The following is an 18,203-nucleotide window of genomic DNA, read 5'->3' on the forward strand; positions in this document are numbered from 1 at the left end:
TGACGACGGCACCCTCGGGTTCAATCTGCGCCATCGGGTGTCGGCGTCAGAACGCGTCGTCGTCTGGGCCCAAGCTCCAGCGCTTCGAAAAGGTTGAACTCGATGTCACGCAAGTCCATGCATCCCTCCTCGGGGCAGTATGTAGTGTCGTGCCGTTTCCCGGGAGGAATTTCCAAGGTTCCGAACATCGCGAAACGCACGGGTTCAGGTGGGTGACCCGATCACGTCGGGCGCGAGGCCTAAGAACTGTGCCTCAGGCGGCCCGGAAAGCGCGGTAGACGGCGGATCCGATGAACTCGCCCAGCGTGCCGGGTGACCAGTCGTGGCCACTGTCGCGTAGCAGCGTCCGCACCGCTCCCTCGCAAGCGGACATGAACTGTTCCGCCAGGACGGGCAGCTTCCTCTCGAAATCGGTTGTGCCCCAGTGTTTTAATCTCGGGCGCAATAGCTTGGCGAATTGGTTGGCGATTGCCGCCCGGCCGTTCTGGAATTGCTCAGCGGTGGCGGGATCGGGGTCGGCGCTCATCATCAACCGCCATGAGTCCGGCCTTCGATCGACTGCCGCCAGCAGCGCCTGGAAGCCTGCGACGAACAACGCCTCGTCGCCTTCGGGGCGGTCGTGCGGCAAGGCCGACGTCGCCTCCCCGAGCAGGATGTCGTTTTCGCGGTCGAGCAGCGCATGGAGCAGCTCGACCCGGTCGGCGAAGCACGAGTAGACGACCGGGCGGGTGACGTCCAGCCGCTCGGCAACGGCGCCGATGGTCACCGCCGCCACGCCGCGCTCGATGGCTATCGCCAGCGCGGCGTCAAGCACCTGTGGGCGGCGTCGTTCGGGTCCCAGATGTGCGGCGCGGGATCTGCTCTGCACAGTTCCTGCAGCCATGGAGGAAAATGCTACACAGTTGGATATTCATCCGCGAGTGCCCGGTGTGCGGGCCGCCTGCCAAACCTTGAGGAGTGAGCTGGCTCACAGTAGAGTGACCAGTGGTCATCAACGCTAGGAGGACCGAATGCCGACGGTGACTTGGGCTCGCGTCGACCCGGCGCGCCGTGCGGCCATCGTCGACGCCGCAGAGGCGGAGTTCGGAGCGCACGGCTTCTCGAGGGGCAGCCTGAACGTGATCGCGCGGCGTGCCGGAGTCGCCAAGGGCAGCCTGTTCCAGTACTTCGCGGACAAGCGCGACCTGTATGCGTTCATCGCCGACATCGCCAGCCAGCGGGTGCGTGTCTACATGGAGGACCGCATCCGCGAGCTCGACCCCAGCCGGCCGTTCTTCGAGTTTCTGACCGACTGGCTCGACGCGTGGGTGGCCTACTTCGCAGACCATCCGCATGAACGCGCGCTGCACGCCGCGGCGACTCTTGAAGTCGACACCGAAGCCCGCGTCAGCGTACAGAACGTCATTCACCGTCACTACCTGGAAGTGCTGCGGCCGCTCGTCCGCGACGCGCGCGCCCGCGGTGACCTGCGCGCGGATTCCGATACCGACGCGTTGCTGTCCCTGCTGCTGATGATCTTTCCGCACCTTGCGCTGGCTCCATACCTGCGCGGGCTGGATCCGATCCTCGGACTCGACGAGCCCACACCGGAGCAGCCGGCGCTGGCGGTGCGCCGGCTCGTCGCTGTACTGGCGGCGGCATTTGCCGCGCTGCCGCAAGCCCACCGGAATGAGATACAGGAGGTCACCAGATGACACGGACACGTTCAGGCTCGCTCGTTGCGGGCGGACTCAATTGGAACAGCCTGCCGTTGAAGCTATTTGCCGGGGGCAATGCGAAGTTCTGGGATCCGGCCGACATCGATTTCTCTCGCGACCGGGCGGACTGGGAGAAGCTGTCGGATGTCGAACGCGACTTCGCCACCCGGCTGTGCGCAGAGTTCATTGCCGGCGAGGAAGCGGTCACCGAGGATATTCAGCCCTTCATGGCCGCGATGCGGGCCGAAGGGCGGCTCGGCGACGAAATGTATTTGACGCAGTTCGCGTTCGAGGAAGCCAAACACGTCCAGGTGTTCCGCTTGTGGCTGGACGCTGTTGGGATCACCGACGACCTGCACAGCTACCTGGAACCTCTGACGGCATACCGGCAGATGTTCTACGAGGAGCTCCCGGATTGCCTCAACGCTTTATCGATCGATCCGTCGCCGGCTGCCCAGATCCGGGCGTCCGTGACATACAACCACATCGTCGAGGGCATGTTGGCGCTGACGGGTTACTACGCCTGGCACAAGATGTGCGTGGAGCATGGCATTCTTCCCGGCATGCAGGAGCTGATTCGGCGCATCGGTGACGACGAGCGACGCCACATGGCGTGGGGCACCTTCACCTGTCGTCGCCACGTCGCCGCCGAAGACGCCAACTGGACGGTGTTCGAAACGCGTATGAACGAGCTCCTCCCGTTGGCATTGGAAGCCACCGAGCAGGGCTTTGCCTTGTACGACCCGATGCCGTTCGGCATGCAACTGGACGAGTTCATGCAGTACAGCGCCGACAAAGGGATGCGGCGGTTCGGCACGATCAGCAGCGCCCGCGGGCGGCCGGTGGGTGAGATCGACCTCGACTACTCGCCGGTGCAGCTCGAAGACACGTTCGCCGACGAGGACGAGAAAGCGCTGGCCGCTTCGGCCTAACGGGCGAGCAGACACAAAAGCCCCAAATCCCCCGGGCGTGTCGGGCGCTTTTGCGTCTGCTCGCGAGGGGAACCTATCCGACCCAGACGGTCTTGGCGTTGCAGAACGCGCGGATGCCGAGGCCCGCGAGTTCACGGCCATAGCCGGATCGTTTGACGCCGCCGAACCCTAATTCGGGGTACGACACCGTCATTCCGTTGATGAACACCTGCCCGGCCTCGATGTCATCGATGAACCGCTCCTGCTCGGCTTCGTCGTTGGTCCAGGCGTTGGATCCCAGACCGAACGTGGTCGCGTTGGCGATCTCGATGGCTTCGTCGATGCCCGAGGCGCGGTACATCGAGGCGACCGGTCCGAAGACCTCCTCGGTGTAAAGCGCCATGTCCCTGGTGATGTCGGTGACCACCGTCGGCGGGTAGAACCATCCTGGTTGGTCGGGCGTCTTGCCGCCGAGGCGGACCTTCGCACCCGCGGTGACGGCGTCGTCGACCTGCTTGGCGATCTCGTCGCGGCCCGACTCGGTGGCCAGCGGACCCACGTCGGTGTCCGGGTCAGTCGGGTCGCCGACCTTGAGCGCCTCCATCCGCTCGACGAACTTGTCGACGAACGCGTCGTAAATGTCGGTGTGCACGATGAACCGCTTGGCGGCGATACAGGATTGGCCGTTGTTCTGGACACGGGCGGTGACCGCGGTCTTGACGGCTTCGTCGAGGTCCACCGACGGCATCACGATGAACGGGTCGCTGCCGCCGAGCTCCATCACGGTGGGTTTGATCTCGTCACCGCAGATGGCGGCGACTGATTGGCCGGCCGGTTCGCTACCGGTGAGGGTGGCCGCCGCAACCCGGGGATCGCGCAGGATGGCCTCGACAGCGCTGGACGAAACGAGCAGCGTCTGGAAACAGCCTTCCGGAAATCCACCGCGGGTGATGACGTCGGAGAGATACATCGCCGACTGCGGGACATTGGAGGCGTGCTTGAGCAGACCGACGTTGCCCGCCATCAGCGCAGGTGCGGCGAACCGAACGGCCTGCCAGAGCGGAAAGTTCCACGGCATCACGGCCAGCACGACCCCGAGCGGCTGCCACCGGGTGTAGGCCCTTTTCGCTCCGACCTTCGACGCTTCCGCCGGTTCGTCGGCCAACAGCTTCTCGGCGTTGTCGGCGTAGTAGCGAAAACCCTTGGCGCACTTCAGCGCTTCACCCTTGGCCGATTTCAGCGTCTTGCCCATCTCCAGGGTCATCATCGCTGCGGTTTCGTCGGCCTCCTTTTCCAGGAGGTCAGCCGTGGCATTCGCCCACTTGGCGCGCTGGGCGAAGCTGGTGTGGCGGTAGTCGACGAACCGCTCGTGGGCGCGGGCTATTACCGCCTCGACTTCGTCGTCGGTTGCCGGGGTGAAGGTCTGGACTGTCTCGCCGGTGGCCGGGTTGATCGTGGCGATGGGCACGTTGACATCCTTCGGTTGCGATGGTTTGTGAAGCGTCCGGTATCCAGCCTGCCACTATCGTGGCCAAAGGGAGGTGCCGGATGAGTAAAGCTGCTCAGCTGATGGTCAAGTGCCTGGAGAACGAGGGTGTTTCCGTGGTCTTCGGGCTACCCGGCGAGGAGAACATCCGCTTCGTGCAGGCGTTGGCCTTCTCGAACATCCGTTATGTGCTCACCCGCCATGAGCAAGCGGCTTCGTTTATGGCGGAGATGTATGGACGCGTCACCGGCCGCGCGGCGGTGGTATCGGCCACCTTGGGCCCCGGCGCGATCAACATGCAGCTCGGCGTCGCCGACGCCACCACCAACAGCACACCGATGGTTGCCATCTCCGCGCAGGTGGGTCAGGATCGCCAGTTCAAAGAGTCGCACCAGTACGTCGACCTTGTTTCGATGTTCGCCCCGATCACCCGTTGGGCCGCCGGGGTCCCGACCGCGCACGCCATACCGGAGATGTTCCGCAAAGCGTTCAAGCTCGCTGAGGCCGAACGCCCCGCCGCGGTCTACCTCGCCGTCCCGGAACACATAGATGCAGATGCCGCCGATTACGACTTGACGCCGTTGCCGCGCAACGTCGTCCGCGCCGAAGCGCCGGCCGCCCGCCAAGTGGCACGCGCGGTCGACATTCTGCGCGAGGCCAAGCGGCCGGTGGTGCTGGCCGGGCACGGCGCGGCCCGTGCCGACGCGACCGCGGCCCTAGTGCGGTTCTCCGAGGAATTCGGCCTCCCGGTGGCTAACACCTTCCACGGTAAGGGCGTCATGCCCGACGACCACCCGAACAGCATCGGGACCATCGGGTTCATGCGCCACGACTACGTCAACTTCGGGTTCGACAACGCCGACGTCGTCGTCGCCGTTGGCTACGAGTTGCAGGAATTCGATCCGGTCCGAATCAACCCCAAGGCCGACAAGAAGATCATCCACATCCATCGCTTTCCGGCCGAGGTCGACATGCACTATTCCGTCGACGTCGGGATCATCGGCGATATCAGTGCCTCACTCGACGCGGTCACCGAGGCGCTCGCCGGGCATACCTTCGACGCCGATCCAGAGATACCCGGCTCCGGTCTGCTCGACGAGGAAATTGCTCGGGGGCAACAGGATTCGCGATACCCGCTGGCTCCTGCCCGGGTAGTCGCCGACACCCGCGCCGCACTGGACCGCCGCGACATCGTCCTGGTCGACACGGGTGCCACCAAGATGTGGATGGCCCGGCTCTACCCTACCTACGAACACAACACCTGCTTGATATCAAATGGCTTGTCCACCATGAGTTTTGCGCTGCCCGGAGCCCTTGGTGTCAAGTTGGCGATGCCAAAGTCGAAGGTGCTGGCCGTGGTCGGGGACGGCGCGTTCTTGATGAACTCCCAGGAGATCGAAACCGCCGTCCGGGAGCGGATACCACTCGTTGTATTGATTTGGGAGGATGGCGGTTACGGACTCATCGAGTGGAAAATGGACCTCGAACTGGGTGACCACTACTATGTTAAGTTCGGCAACCCCGACATCGTTGCCTATGCAGAGAGCTTCGGCGCCAAGGGTTATCGAATAAACAGCGCCGAGGAACTGTTGCCCACGTTGAAGGCTGCGCTCCACGATGATGGCGTTTCGCTGATCTGCTGTCCCGTCGATTACTCCGAAAATCTGCGGTTGACCGACCGGCTCGGTGAGCTCGACGAGACGCTTTAGTCGGCCGACATTAATCGGTCGCCGCTTTCGCCAGTGAAGTGGGCCGCAGGTAGTTGCCTTCCAGCGTGCGATGCCACCACGCGTGATCATGTCGCAATTCGGCCGCAGTGGTGAAGCGGTATCGGTAGAGCTGAGCGCGTACGTATCGTGGCGGGGACCCCGGGAAGGGATTGTGGCGGAGCAAGCGCAGCGTCGCCACATCATTCTGCAAGAGCCGCAACACAAATGGTCGAAGCCAGGGGTAGGCGTAGTGCGGCGAGATGGCGGCAAACCACATCAGCCAGTCCAGTCGCAGGTGATACGGCGCCCATTGCGCCGGCACGCGGCGCACCGCCCCGGGCTTGCCTTTGAACTCGTATTCCTTCCACACCGTCTGATTGGTGACCTCCGGCTCGTCGGTGCCTTCGATCACTACCTCCCGGCGGGTTCGGCCTATGGTGCCGAACGCGCCATACGTGTTGATCAGGTGGTACGCGTTGAACGACATGTTCATCCGCTGCCGCCGGGAGATCATGTTGCGCACCGGATACCAGGTCAGCATCACGGTCAGCACCGTGAACCCGATCACCAGGCCGGCGAACCACGGTGGAGCTGCGACCAGCGCCGGCTGTTTGGGAATGGGCAGCACTGCCGCCGCCGATGACGCGTCGATCACGCTGCAGCCCAGGAGAATCGTCAACCAGTTCAACCAGGCGAAGTTACCCGAGATCACCAGCCACAGCTGGGTGATGACGACGATCGCTCCGGCGATGCTGGCCACCGGCTGCGGGGCGAACAATCCAAACGGGACAATCAGCTGCGCGAAATGGTTCCCAACGACTTCTACCCGATGCAGGGGCTTGGGTAGGTGATGGAAGAACCAGCTCAGCGGCCCTGGCATCGGTTGAGTTTCGTGGTGGTAGTAAAGGCAGGTCAGATCGCGCCAGCACGAGTCACCGCGGAGCTTGATCAGTCCCGCACCGAACTCGAGCCGGAATAGCAGCAAGCGCGCCAGCCACATGGCCAGCAGCGGCGGCGCGACCCGGTCATTGCCGAGGAAGATCGCCAGGAAACCGGTCTCGAGCAGTAGCGACTCCCAGCCGAACGAGTACCACGTCTGGCCGACATTGACGATCGACAGGTAAAGCAACCAAAGCAGCAGCCACACCAATACCGCAGCCCACAGCGGCAATGCGCCGGCCAAGCCCAACGCCATAGCTGCCGATAGCAGCGCACCCAACCAGGCGACAGCCGCAAAGAACCGATCGGAATAGTGGACGTGGAAGATGCTCGGCGTTTGGCGGAAGGATTGTCGGGCCAGATAGCGCGGCACCGGCAGCAGCCCGTGTTCCCCGATCAGCGCCCGAAACTGTCGCGCGGCCGCAACGAACGCGAAGACATAAACGACCGCGATGCCACGCTCCAGTATCAGCCGGCCCAACCAATACTCGGGTGCGCTAAACCATCCCATGTCCGTAACTCCTCGGACGGTGGACGTCGGTACTCATCCTCCCGCGTGCACAGCCGGCCCGGGTGAAAACCGCGCTTCAGGAGTCGGCTTTGAGGATCACCGGAACTTCGATGTCGTTTCGGACAAGCTCACCTGGAAAGCACGGGGACACGCCGGTAATCGTCGGTGGATATCCGTTGTGGTTAGCCGCGACGATTTGGAGACTGTACCCATCCGGCGCATAACCGAATCGGTTCGGTTTCCGGAACCCGTCGCGTTCACGCACGTACCAGCCCCAGCCCTGCCAGATATCACCGGCCTTGGCGATCATCGCGTCCAGATCGGTTTCGGGAGGAAAGACCGCGTCACGGATGTCGGAGAATTCGTTCGGCGGGACACCGGTCGGCTCGTCATTGCACGGTGTATTTCCCGAGCCCGCGTAGCGGGAGCGATCGAAGACCGTTCCCGTCGGTAAGGCTTGGAGGGTCTTCTTCAGATACCCGATCACGGTGTCTTGGGCTTGTTGCTGGCTGGTTGGGACGACGGGTTGCACCTTCCAACCCGGCGGCGGTGGCGGGCCAGATGCCATGGGAAGTTCTCCAATGGTCGTTGCTCCCGACGGTGTCGGAGGTCCCGGCGGGTTGCGTTGGCCGCAAGCGACGAGCGCGATGACCAGGATGGTGCCGGTCAAAACAGTTCGCGCTAGGGCTTGGGAGGTGGTGGCATTCATCTGGTCCTCGCTCAGCTCGGCCCGACGATCTGCGGAGGCGCAACCCCGGCGATGACGGCGCCCATGTTGGCCAGCGCGATGTTGTGTTGATCCCAGTAGCTGCTGTGGGCGTCGACGCTCGGCAGTCCCACCGGGCCGGTGGGTATCGGGCCGGCCGCCAAGCCACGGGCGCCGAACTTCGGTGCTGTCGGATCGGGTCCCAGTGTCCATTCGGCGACCACGCCGCTGATGCCGATGATGTCGTCAGCCGCCCGCATCGCATACACATCGGCGCCCGGCTCCAGGCTGAGCCCGTCGACGCGGTCCACCAACATTCCGGGGCTGCCAACCGCGATGACGTTGTCAGCATCGAGGTGATGCCCACCTGAAGCGGCCGCGCCGACCAGTGTCGAGCCGTAGCTGTGGCCGATTACGGTGTCGATCGACGGTGGCCCGACATGTGAGGCGCGCAGCCCGCTCTCGAATGCGTCCAACCCGTCGGCGCCCGCGCGAGCGGGATCAGGGAAGGCCGCGCGGCTCAAGTTCATTGGACGGTCATAACCCATCCACGTCGTAATCGACACATCCTTGGGGCCAAGAGTCTTGTCTGCGGCACGCGCCGTGTTGTACATCGCCACTGCTCTTGCGTCGCTGAACGACAGACGGGCCAGGTCCTGACCGGTGCCGGGAACGAAAATGCCATTGCGTTTGGCGAAGTCCGGGTTCCCGATAGCCACGGCGCCATGGCCCGTGTCATCGAGGTAGCCCAAGTAGCGATCCACCCCATCCGCGCGGTTCAAGTCGGCTCGTACCGCCTGATAGCCCGCCAATTTGCGTCGGGCCGCCGCCAGCTGTGATTGCAACGCATACAGCGCGCCGTCGTCGACGTTGTGGCCGGCCGCCATCTCGTCAATGCTGTGCTGCATCCGGTCGACGGCGGCTTCGGTCTGCCCCTCGAGCTCGTGTAGGTGCAGCCGGTTGTAGTGGTCCTTCCCCAGGTGATCCGTTGGGTCCCACGGCATTCCGGCGTGGTTGCCGACGTTGTGGTTTTGACCGTATAGCCAGTCCTTTTCCTCCGGGGTGAGCTGATTCCACAACTCGTTGAACTTCTTCGGGTCATCGGGCAGCGGCTCGGACAGCGCGTCCTGGATGTGTGGCCGATTGTCATGCGGTTCCGTCGGAATGGGCACGTCTCCGTCGGCCATATCGATCGCTGTCGCCAGCTCCGCGTCGACGGCGTTGGCCTCGGCCAGAATCGCGTCTAGCCATGGCTGCAGCTGCATTTCGGCGATGAGGGCTGCTGACGGCGGACCGTTGAACGTCGCACTCGGCACCACCTTGTCGGTCAGCGGATCGATCGTCATGTGCAGCTCGGCGGCATCGTGCCGCAGCGAGCGCAATTCGGACTGCACGTGCTCGATGCCGTCGGCGGCTTTGCCGGCCGCGCGGGCGACCGCCAGTGACTCGTTACCGTGCGCGTCGAGGTCTTCGCGGATCGCGGCATTGGTGTGCCATCTGGCCTCGGCAGTTGCGCCCTCCCAGGTGTCGAACACCGCCAACGAGCTCAGCTGACGCGACGCTTCCAAGGTGGCCTGCCCGCGCGCCCCGGCCGCGTGGAACACCTCGCGCACCGCCTCGGCGCTCCATCGATCAATATCGACCACCGGCAGCGTCACAAGTTATGCCGTAACAGCATTGAAGATTGGCCACAAGTCACCGGTTGTCCGAGTTGCTTATCGGACGGATTTGTGCCACGACGTCGCCGAGGCCACCAGCGCCGCAAGTGAAATCAGCGCCAACAGTTGCAGGCCGGCGGAATGCCCGGCGTAGCCGTCGACCGATCGCCACGGATGCCGGGACAGTGCCGCGCCGGCCAGAATCAGTCCGCCGGCGCTGCACCCCACGGTGATCACGTCCCGCCGTCGGAGACGGTTAGGCAAAGCCCATTGCAGGCCGAGCGCGGCGCCGAACACCAGAACGCCTACCACTCCGGCGATCACCGCCCCGGCCGTCAGCACAGCGACAGCCGCCCACGGTCCAGGTGCCCACGGGCGCGCCGCCGGGCCATCGCGGGGCGGACGTCGCTGCGGCCACCACGCCATCAGTGCCAACAGCGGCAGCAGCGCCAGCCCGCCGGCCAGGCCGGCGCGATAAAGCGAGTTGGGCGCAAAGGTGAGCGTGACGGTGCCCGAGGTTCCCGCCGGCACCACCCAGCCCTGCTGCCAGCCGTTGACGGCAACCGGTGTGAGCCGAGTCCCGGCTCTGGTGTGTGCGACCCAACCAGGGTTGATGCTCTCCGGAACGACCAACACCCGCGACACCGCCGCCTGCGGTATGCGGACCTCGCGGCGGGCCGGACCCCATGCCCCAGTGGGAGCGGACATCGCGGATGTGGCTGTGGCAGTGGGCGATTCAGCTGCCAGCGGCCCGGACAACTGCGCGCCGTCGACGATGAATTGTGGCCCGGGACTTATCAATAGCTCCTGCTGACCGGTCGGCAACTCGATCGGCTGACGGTCGCATGCTCGGGCGGTCACCGGCGCGCCGTCCAGCAGCGCACCGACCGTGGTCTGGATCGCGGTGTGCACAAACCGGCCGGCGATGGCGATTACCGGCCCGTGAGCGCAGTCGACGCTGACCTCGCGAGCCCGGTTGCGCGCGGCATCGGCGGGGGCAACCGGTTTGCCGTCGGCGCCGAGCACCGCGATCTCGGCCAGTCCCGGCGGTTTCAGCTGATCGAAGCCCAGCGCGGTGCGGTCGATAACGTCATCCCAGTCCAGCAGGCTGACCGTGACAGTATCGGTGACTCGGGGTTGCAGCTGCAGGCTTTGTGGGCCGTTCAATCGGCGGACCTGCGGACCGTCCCCGAGGTCGATGGCGGCCATGGTCGGGTGTGCGGGCACTGACGACCGGGCGGGAACCAGCCGTAGCCCGGTCACCTCGGTCGGCTGAGGCAGGGTGAGGGTCAGCGTCGGGGGCGTCTTGTGCTGCACCACCCGTTGTGGTGCTGTCCACGCGGTGGCCGGGTCACCATCGGTGGCGGCATAAGCGGAGGCGAGGACGTCAACCAGATCGGAGTCACCGCGGGCCCGGGTGGTGTCCGGTTCGGCAATCAGATCGGCCAGTTTGGGTCCCGGCCGCGCACGCACCCACACCGTTGGTAGCACCGAAACCGGTTGGGGCACAGTCAGTGTCCGGCTGAACGTCGCCGGTGTTTCCGGTGTCAGCGCCATCGAGGCCGCACACTGCATGGTCGCCGGGCCCCCTGGCCCCTCAGCGCAGCCCGGCCTGCCGAGCAATTCCGAGCCGAGGTCCCACCGCGCGACGGCCTCAGTCGGCGGGGGACCGGGAACCAGCACGGTGTGCCGCAGTTCGACCGGGTGCGCAAACCCGGACGCGTCGTACTGGGTGATCGCCAAGTCGGTGATCGCAAACTGCACCCCGGCCGAACCGTCGTCGGTGCCGACCGCGGTGATCCGCACCCACGGGGTTTCGCCGTACGGCAGTGCCGCGGTAACCGGTTTGCCCGCCTCGTCGAACCTCAGCGTCGTGGTGCCGGTGGCGGTGGCCACCTCGATCCTGCGGACCTGGGCGCCGACGGCGGTCGCGCTCGGTGTGATCGTGATGACGCTGTTGGTCACCGGACGGTCGAAGTCCACCTGAAGCCATTGACCGACGGCGGACTGCAGCGCGTTGGACACCCACGCGGTCGCCGAGTCGCCGTCAATCGCGGCGGCGGGCGAGGTCGCCGGGGCGACGTCGGGCAGCGCAGTGGCGTCCGACGACGAACTGGACACCGCGAGCCGGCCGCCGGTCCAGGCGCCGTACACGGTGTCGGCCCCCGGGGTCGGGTAGTCGGGCACCCGGTTGAAGGTGCGTCGGGCGTCGCCGACCGCCCGGATCGCCGACGAGTGGTCATCAACCCGGCCGTAATCGGTTTCCCGGGCCAGCGGGGTATCGGTGACGGTGACCCCTGCCCCAGCGGGCACCGGCAGACCGGCGCGTCGGGCGTCGGCGGTCATCAGCACCGGACCCAGCGGAGGCTGACCCGCCAGGCGACGGCGTTCGTCGAGGCGCAACAGCACTTCCGGCCCGCCGTCGACGCGGGCCAGTCGGTCGGTGTCGGTCAGGTAGGGGGCGCCGTGTTCGCCGTTGGCGGTGGCGTCTGTGGCGACGCGGTAGATCTCCACGGCGGGGTATCGGGGTCGCAATCCGCTGTCGGTGACGAACCCCGACACCGGGCCGGGCCCGACCGGCGCGCCAAACTGGGCGATTTTCGCCAGGCGCGGCGACCCCGCGATCGCCCGGTGCACGAGAATCGGGCGCGCCGAACGCGACGTGTCGGGGTCCAGGTCATTGCGCACGACGAGATACGAAATACCTTGGCGGGCAAGCGTATCAGCCAAGCCCCCGGAAGGTCTGCCGGCGGCGAAGAGGCGTTGCACCGAATCCAGCGCTCGGATGGTTTGCGGCGGGGTCAAGGGGATCGAGTCGCGCACACCCCACGGGCTGTCGCCGAGAACCTGTAGCGGTTCGTCGTGGCTGGTCCCCCACTGCTGGGTGGCAAACGGCGCGCCGGGAACCACCAGCACTCGGCCGCCAGTCGGTGAACCGGTGTTGTGTTCGGAGAGCCAGTCCGCGGTCTCATGCCAATACCGGGGTATCGCGCTGAACGTGCCGGGCGGGGCGATCCGACCGGTCCACGCCAGCGAAGTGGCGGCCAACAGGGCGGTCAAGATCACGATCGCGGCCGCGACCCGCTTGTCGCGCTCAGGATGAGCAAACGCGTGGATCCAGTCCGCTTTCGGCGCGGTCCCCGGTAGCGGGATCCGGCCCAGCACCTGAGCCAGGCCCAGGACTATCGGGATCCGGATCACCGACTCCAGCTTGTGCACGTTGCGCAGCGGCGCTCCGCCGGCGTCCAGGAAAGCCTGCGCGTGATGCGCCAGCGGCGAGCCGAGCCCGCCGCTGTAGCCGGCGGCCAGCAGTACCACCCCGACGAGCAGCATCGTCACCAGCCGACCGCGCGCCGGCGAATCCCGCATGCTCAAACCGGCCAACCCGGCCGCCGCCACCAGGCAGGTGGCCAGGATAGCGACCGATCCGGTGACCAAAGGGGCACCCGCGGTCGCGTCGGGCGCCACGAACGGGGTCCAGCTGTCGGTGCCGCGCAGCACTTCGACCAGCGACGACCATTGCGTGGTCACGCCGGACGACTCGATGAAGTCCAGAAACGGCGGGCTGATCCGGGCCATCAAGATCAGCGCCGCCAGCCACCACGTCATCGCCAATGCCAGGGCCAGCAACCACCACCCGGTGTAACGCCACCACCGGCGGTTGGGTCGGTGGCAGGCCCACCAGATCACGGCGGGCAGGCAGCCGGCCAACGTCGCGATCGCGTTGACCGCTCCCATCAGCGCCACGGCCACCCCGGCCTGCCCGGCGAGCCGGCGCAGCGACCGCTCGGCGTCGCCGCGCAGCGCCACAATGGTGGGCAGCAGCACCCACGGCGCGAGCATGATCGGCAAGGTTTCCGACGAGATCGACCCCAAGGTGGTCAATACCCGAGGCGAAAGCGCGAACGCCGCCGCCGCGACCACCCGCGATGTCGGGCTGCCGATACGCAGCGCCTCAGCGACCCGCAGCAACCCCCAGAAGCCGACGGTCAGCAGCAGTGCCCACCACAGCCGCTGGGTCACCCAGCCGGGTAGTCCCAACAGGTGACCGGCCAGGAAGAACGCCCCGTGCGGAAACAAGTAGCCGTAGGCCTGGTTCTGGGCTTGCCCGAAGGGCAGTTCGCTGTTCCACAAATTGGTCGCCCGGGCCAGGAAACGCAGCGGGTTGGCGGTGAGGTCGAGCTTGGTGTCGGGGGAGATCTGCCCGGGCGACGCAGCGAAGCTCAACATCAGCGCGACCGTCGCGACCAACCACAACCAGCGTCGCGACAGTGGCGCTACGGCAGACATGGCCTTCGCGCCGGCGACCGTAGTCGCCGCGCGGCTAACTGCGGTTGCCGTACTCGACCCGGTTGAGCACCGACGACTGCGGGTCGCCGCCGGGAAGCGGTGGCTTGGTGTCCTGCTGGATCATCAACGTGATCCCGAAGATCGCGGCTGCGCCCAGCAACAGACCGACCACGACGCTGGCGGCGGCGGGCGCAACGAAGCGGTTCATCGGGCAGCTCCTAGGAAGTGCGGGCGTGCTTAGGGGCCAAACCTAGCAGAAGACGCAGAAGACAAGGTCGCAGCCGGTCGGCGCGGACAAGGTGGGGTGCGGGCGCGGCGAATCGACCCCGTGACAGCATGGGCGCATGGCTTTCCCGCGTGTTTTCGCTGTGCTTGCCGCGGTTATGGCTCTGGTGGTGGGGTGCGGCCACAGCTCCGAACGACCTAAGTCGGCACCGGCCACGTCCGCGGCCCAGCCGATCCCCCCAGCCCGACCTGCGTGCGGGGATCCGGCAGCGATGGTGGCGGCAATGTCCACCCGCGACAAGCTGGCCCAGCTGCTGATGGTCGGAGTGCGCGACGGCGACGACGCCAAAGCCGTCGTGGCGGACCACCACGTCGGCGGCATCTTTATCGGCAGCTGGACCGACCTGTCGATGCTGACAAACGGCTCGGTGAAGAACCTCGCCGCAAGCACAGCGCTGCCGGTGGCGATCAGCGTCGACGAGGAGGGCGGCCGGGTAGCGCGGCTGTCGTCGCTGATCGGGCCGGCGCCGTCGCCCCGCGTGCTGGCCCAGACTCACACCGCCGACGAGGTTTACGGCATCGCGCTGGATCGGGGCCACCGGATGCGTGGCCTGGGCATCACCATCGATTTCGCTCCGGTGGTCGATGTCACCAACGCTCCCGACAACACCGTGATCGGCGACCGGTCGTTCAGCTCGGATCCCGCCGTGGTCACCGCGTACGCCGGCGCATATGCGCGAGGTCTGCGTGACGCGGGGCTGCTGCCGGTGCTCAAGCATTTTCCCGGCCACGGGCACGGGTCCGGCGACTCGCACACCGGTGGGGTCACCACGCCGCCGCTGGACCAGTTGCAGAACGACGATTTGGTGCCATACCGGTCGCTGGTGTCCGCCGCGCCGGTCGGCGTCATGGTGGGCCACCTGCAGGTACCCGGCCTGACGGGTGACCAACCGGCCAGCCTCAGCAAGGCCGCTGTGCAGTTGTTACGCACCGGCACCGGGTACAAAGGCCCGGCCTTCGACGGCCCGGTGTTCAGCGACGACCTATCCAGTATGGCCGCGATCAACCAGCACTACAGCGTGCCTGAAGCGGTCTTGCGTACCCTGCAGGCCGGCACCGACATCGCGCTGTGGGTTACCACCGACGAGGTGCCCGCTGTGCTGGATCGCATGGAGAAGGCGTTGGCCGCAGGGGAGTTGACGATGTCTGCGGTCGATGCCTCGGTACTGCGGGTGGCGAAGGTCAAGGGCCCGAAGCCGGACTGCGGGCCGTAAACGCGGCGGCCCGCATATGCATTGCTTACCCTGAAGTCAGGCAATCTCGATGGTGCCGTGGCTAGAAGGGGAAAGCATGGCAGGTGGTACCAAGCGGCTACCCCGTGCTGTGCGCGAACAGCAGATGCTGGATGCCGCTGTGCAGATGTTCTCCGTCAACGGCTACCACGAGACGTCGATGGACGCGATCGCGGCCAAGGCCGAGATCTCCAAGCCGATGCTGTACCTGTATTACGGCTCTAAGGAAGAACTGTTCGGCGCTTGCCTGGACCGCGAGTTGGCGCGATTCATCGACGGTGTGCGTGACGACATCGATCTCGAGCAGAGCCCAAAGGACCTGTTGCGCAACGCCATCCTGTCGTTCATGCGTTACATCGACGCCAACCGCGCGTCGTGGATCGTCATGTATACCCAGGCCACTAGCTCGCAGGCATTCGCCCACACCGTGCGCGAGGGCCGCGAGCGCATCATCGCGCTGGTCGCCCGGCTGCTGGAAACCGGTACCCGCAATCCCGAACCCGATACCGACTTCGAGATGGTGGCGGTGGCGTTGGTGGGCGCCGGCGAGGCCATCGCCACCCGGCTCAGTACCGGTGACACCGACGTCGACGAGGCGGCGGAACTGATGATCAACTTGTTCTGGCGCGGCCTCAAAGGCGTGCCGTCCGATCGAGACGCGGCCGAAGCCGCCGCCGGGTCCGGTTAGCCGCGGATACGCCGACCCACGCCGTGAGCCGCCGCAACGTCGACTTCCTGTGCGGGGTTGTGATCGTCGGGCTGCTCGCCGGGGTTGCCGGATTGTCGACAACATTGGTGTTGCGTTTCGTTGAGCATCTCACCTATCACTACACTTTCGGATCGCTGCTGCAGGGGGTCACCGGAAGCAGTCCGGTCCGTCGGGCTCTGGGGCCGATGGTTGGCGGGGCGCTGGCGGGGGTGGGCTGGTGGCTGCTGCGATCCAGAACCGAGATCCCGCCACTATCGGACGCCATCGCCCGGCGTGAGCGAATACGCCTGCTGCCCTTCGGTGTTGACGCGGCGCTGCAGGTACTACTGGTCGGTTCAGGTGCATCGTTGGGTCGGGAAGGTGCCCCCCGCCAGTTCGCTGCGGCCTTAGGCGATTTCGGTATGCGGTGGCTGAAACGGCTGTCGCCACAGGACCGTGAGATCCTGCTGGGCTGTGCGGCCGGCGCCGGCCTCGGCGCGGTGTACGCCGTGCCCCTCGGTGGTGCGTTGTTCGCGCTGCGCATCATGTTGAAAACCTGGCATCCCCGAGCGGTGGGTGCCGCGTTGATCACCTCGAGCCTGGCCGTCGCCGTCGCTTCGTTGGTCACACACAATCAGCCGATCCTGAACTGGCCCCACCCGCACCTGTCTTACCTGCTGATCGTCTATGCACTGCTATTGGCCCCGCTGACCCTCGTGGTGGGACTTGCGTTCAATCGCCTCGTGGCAGCGGCAGATCGGGCCGCGCTGACGCGATCCTGGTTGCTGATCCCGGCGATCGCCGGCGCGGGATTGCTGATCGGTGTCTGCTCGCACTGGTGGCCCGAACTGCCCGGCAACGGCAAATCGATCCTGACCGCGACCATCGCCGGCGGGATGACCCTGACGACGGCGACGGCAGTTCTTGTTCTGAAACCCCTTCTGACGGCGGTGTTTCTGCGCGCCGGCGCGACGGGCGGGATGCTGACCCCGGCGCTGGCCACCGGCGCGGCGGCCGGGACGCTGTTCGTGCTGATCATCAACGCGGCGGCAGGAACCCACTTTCATGTTCAGGCAATCTCTTTGGCTGGTGCCGCCGGCGTGCTCGCAGTCACTCAACGCACACCGGTGTGGGCCGCGATCTTCGTCTGGGAACTCGCCCGGCCGCCGCTTTGGTTGTTCCTGGTTTTCCTAATTGCCGCCAGCGGCGCGTACGGACTCCAGTCGCTCTCTGAGCGCGGGTCGCGGCTAGTGCGCCCGTAGCGTCCCGGTCAGATGCGGGTATCCCTTGGCGATGTTGCGCAAGCTGATATCCCAGCCGTCCTGGACCTGATCGACGTAGAGTCCCACCCTGGCGGGCAGCACCATCGGTTTGCCGAACCGCACCGAATATGTCACAGCGTCGGGGAGTCCAGCCTCCAGATTCGCCAATACTGCTGCGGCGCTGAACATTCCGTGCGCGATGACGGTGGGAAAGCCGAACAACTTGGCCCCGATGGGATTGGTGTGGATCGGGTTGTGATCACCGCCGATCGCGGCGTAGCGGCGAATCTGGCCCGGCGTTATCCGTAGGATTGCTTTTGGCGCGGGCAGCTTGGGCTGCTTCTGCGGCGGTGGCTTGGGTTCGTCGGACAAGCTGGTGCGTTGCTGATGCAGGAAGGTCGTCACCTGGTGCCACGCCACGTCGTTGCCGACGCTGACATCGGTCACCAGGTCGACCAGCAGGCCCTTGCGGTGTTCACGCAAGTTTTCGGCGTGTACGGCGATATTGACAGCATCGGTCACCTTGATCGGCCGGTATCGGGTGATGTGGTTTTCGGTATGGACGGATCCCATTGCGGGGAAGGGGAAGTCGAATCCGGTTACCAGCGACATCATGGTCGGGAAGGTCAACGCGAACGGATAGGTCAAGGGCACGGTGTCGCCGTAGCGGAGTCCGGTGACCGCAGCGTAGTCGGCCACGTTACCCCGGTCGATGGGCACGTCGTTGACTGTCAGCGTCCTGCTGGGCAGGTGGTCACTGCGTGGCACAAACGGCAACGCGCCAGCCGCCGCGCGCAGCAGGTTTTTCAAGCCGCTTGGTTGCGTCACT

At 65.8% G+C, this 18,203-nt stretch carries 14 protein-coding genes; 6 read left to right on the forward strand and 8 right to left on the reverse strand.

Annotation, left to right across the window (positions count from 1 at the left end; genetic code table 11):
• Positions 1-253 precede the first annotated feature (253 nt).
• Positions 254-883 (reverse strand): TetR/AcrR family transcriptional regulator, encoded by a 630-nt coding sequence (locus tag VEI45_RS01860; protein WP_324849569.1) that lies wholly within the window; start codon positions 881-883, stop codon positions 254-256.
• Between the two features lie 127 nt (positions 884-1,010).
• On the opposite strand from VEI45_RS01860, the gene VEI45_RS01865 reads away from it, so the two are divergent.
• Entirely contained in the window at positions 1,011-1,694 is a 684-nt protein-coding gene (locus tag VEI45_RS01865; RefSeq protein WP_324849571.1) for a TetR/AcrR family transcriptional regulator, read from the forward strand.
• Positions 1,691-2,629: a R2-like ligand-binding oxidase gene (locus VEI45_RS01870; RefSeq protein WP_324849573.1), complete on the forward strand. Its 939-nt coding sequence runs from the start codon at positions 1,691-1,693 to the stop codon at positions 2,627-2,629. The genes VEI45_RS01865 and VEI45_RS01870 overlap by 4 nt, the downstream gene beginning before the upstream one ends.
• A gap of 73 nt (positions 2,630-2,702) precedes the next feature.
• Here VEI45_RS01870 and VEI45_RS01875 read toward each other — a convergent pair whose 3' ends face one another.
• The gene (locus VEI45_RS01875; protein WP_324849574.1) at positions 2,703-4,076 is read right to left on the reverse strand and encodes an NADP-dependent succinic semialdehyde dehydrogenase; all 1,374 of its coding nucleotides are present in this window, start codon (positions 4,074-4,076) and stop codon (positions 2,703-2,705) included.
• Between the two features lie 80 nt (positions 4,077-4,156).
• On the opposite strand from VEI45_RS01875, the gene VEI45_RS01880 reads away from it, so the two are divergent.
• Entirely contained in the window at positions 4,157-5,803 is a 1,647-nt protein-coding gene (locus tag VEI45_RS01880; protein ID WP_324849576.1) for an acetolactate synthase large subunit, read from the forward strand.
• Between the two features lie 10 nt (positions 5,804-5,813).
• On the opposite strand, the gene VEI45_RS01885 is transcribed toward VEI45_RS01880, so the two are convergent.
• The 5 genes from VEI45_RS01885 to VEI45_RS01905 all read right to left on the reverse strand — a co-directional run bounded on the left by VEI45_RS01885 (position 5,814) and on the right by VEI45_RS01905 (position 14,115).
• Positions 5,814-7,253 (reverse strand): lipase maturation factor family protein, encoded by a 1,440-nt coding sequence (locus VEI45_RS01885; RefSeq protein ID WP_324849578.1) that lies wholly within the window; start codon positions 7,251-7,253, stop codon positions 5,814-5,816.
• A 76-nt stretch (positions 7,254-7,329) separates the two neighbouring features.
• Entirely contained in the window at positions 7,330-7,821 is a 492-nt protein-coding gene (locus VEI45_RS01890) for a hypothetical protein (protein ID WP_324849580.1), read from the reverse strand.
• A gap of 152 nt (positions 7,822-7,973) precedes the next feature.
• Complete coding sequence (locus VEI45_RS01895; RefSeq protein WP_324849582.1) at positions 7,974-9,617, reverse strand: alpha/beta hydrolase; 1,644 nt, start codon at positions 9,615-9,617, stop codon at positions 7,974-7,976.
• Between the two features lie 57 nt (positions 9,618-9,674).
• Positions 9,675-13,907, reverse strand: coding sequence for an alpha-(1->3)-arabinofuranosyltransferase (locus tag VEI45_RS01900; protein ID WP_324849584.1), 4,233 nt, complete (start codon positions 13,905-13,907; stop codon positions 9,675-9,677).
• Between the two features lie 34 nt (positions 13,908-13,941).
• Positions 13,942-14,115, reverse strand: coding sequence for a DUF2613 domain-containing protein (locus tag VEI45_RS01905; protein WP_324849586.1), 174 nt, complete (start codon positions 14,113-14,115; stop codon positions 13,942-13,944).
• Between the two features lie 136 nt (positions 14,116-14,251).
• Here VEI45_RS01905 and VEI45_RS01910 point away from each other — a divergent pair, with 136 nt between their 5' ends.
• The 3 genes from VEI45_RS01910 (at position 14,252) to VEI45_RS01920 (ending at position 17,374) form a co-directional block, all read left to right on the forward strand.
• Positions 14,252-15,406, forward strand: coding sequence for a glycoside hydrolase family 3 N-terminal domain-containing protein (locus VEI45_RS01910; protein ID WP_324849588.1), 1,155 nt, complete (start codon positions 14,252-14,254; stop codon positions 15,404-15,406).
• A gap of 76 nt (positions 15,407-15,482) precedes the next feature.
• Positions 15,483-16,112 carry a TetR/AcrR family transcriptional regulator gene (locus VEI45_RS01915; RefSeq protein WP_324849590.1) on the forward strand — a complete coding sequence of 210 codons (630 nt, stop codon included), beginning with the start codon at positions 15,483-15,485 and terminating at the stop codon, positions 16,110-16,112.
• A gap of 23 nt (positions 16,113-16,135) precedes the next feature.
• The gene (locus VEI45_RS01920; protein WP_324849592.1) at positions 16,136-17,374 is read left to right on the forward strand and encodes a chloride channel protein; all 1,239 of its coding nucleotides are present in this window, start codon (positions 16,136-16,138) and stop codon (positions 17,372-17,374) included.
• Here VEI45_RS01920 and VEI45_RS01925 read toward each other — a convergent pair.
• Positions 17,360-18,202 carry a MaoC/PaaZ C-terminal domain-containing protein gene (locus VEI45_RS01925; protein WP_324849594.1) on the reverse strand — a complete coding sequence of 281 codons (843 nt, stop codon included), beginning with the start codon at positions 18,200-18,202 and terminating at the stop codon, positions 17,360-17,362. The genes VEI45_RS01920 and VEI45_RS01925 overlap by 15 nt on opposite strands.
• Between the last annotated feature and the right edge of the window lies 1 nt (position 18,203).

Source organism: Mycobacterium sp. (genome assembly GCF_035623875.1).
Classification (GTDB): Bacteria; Actinomycetota; Actinomycetes; order Mycobacteriales; family Mycobacteriaceae; genus Mycobacterium.

Coding starts and splice junctions, on each gene's coding strand:
- VEI45_RS01860 (WP_324849569.1), bottom strand. CDS start 883: ATGGCTGCAGGAACTGTGCAGAGCAGATCCCGCGCCGCACATCTGGGA.
- VEI45_RS01865 (WP_324849571.1), top strand. CDS start 1,011: ATGCCGACGGTGACTTGGGCTCGCGTCGACCCGGCGCGCCGTGCGGCC.
- VEI45_RS01870 (WP_324849573.1), top strand. CDS start 1,691: ATGACACGGACACGTTCAGGCTCGCTCGTTGCGGGCGGACTCAATTGG.
- VEI45_RS01880 (WP_324849576.1), top strand. CDS start 4,157: ATGAGTAAAGCTGCTCAGCTGATGGTCAAGTGCCTGGAGAACGAGGGT.
- VEI45_RS01885 (WP_324849578.1), bottom strand. CDS start 7,253: ATGGGATGGTTTAGCGCACCCGAGTATTGGTTGGGCCGGCTGATACTG.
- VEI45_RS01890 (WP_324849580.1), bottom strand. CDS start 7,821: ATGGCATCTGGCCCGCCACCGCCGCCGGGTTGGAAGGTGCAACCCGTC.
- VEI45_RS01900 (WP_324849584.1), bottom strand. CDS start 13,907: ATGTCTGCCGTAGCGCCACTGTCGCGACGCTGGTTGTGGTTGGTCGCG.
- VEI45_RS01905 (WP_324849586.1), bottom strand. CDS start 14,115: ATGAACCGCTTCGTTGCGCCCGCCGCCGCCAGCGTCGTGGTCGGTCTG.
- VEI45_RS01910 (WP_324849588.1), top strand. CDS start 14,252: ATGGCTTTCCCGCGTGTTTTCGCTGTGCTTGCCGCGGTTATGGCTCTG.
- VEI45_RS01915 (WP_324849590.1), top strand. CDS start 15,483: ATGGCAGGTGGTACCAAGCGGCTACCCCGTGCTGTGCGCGAACAGCAG.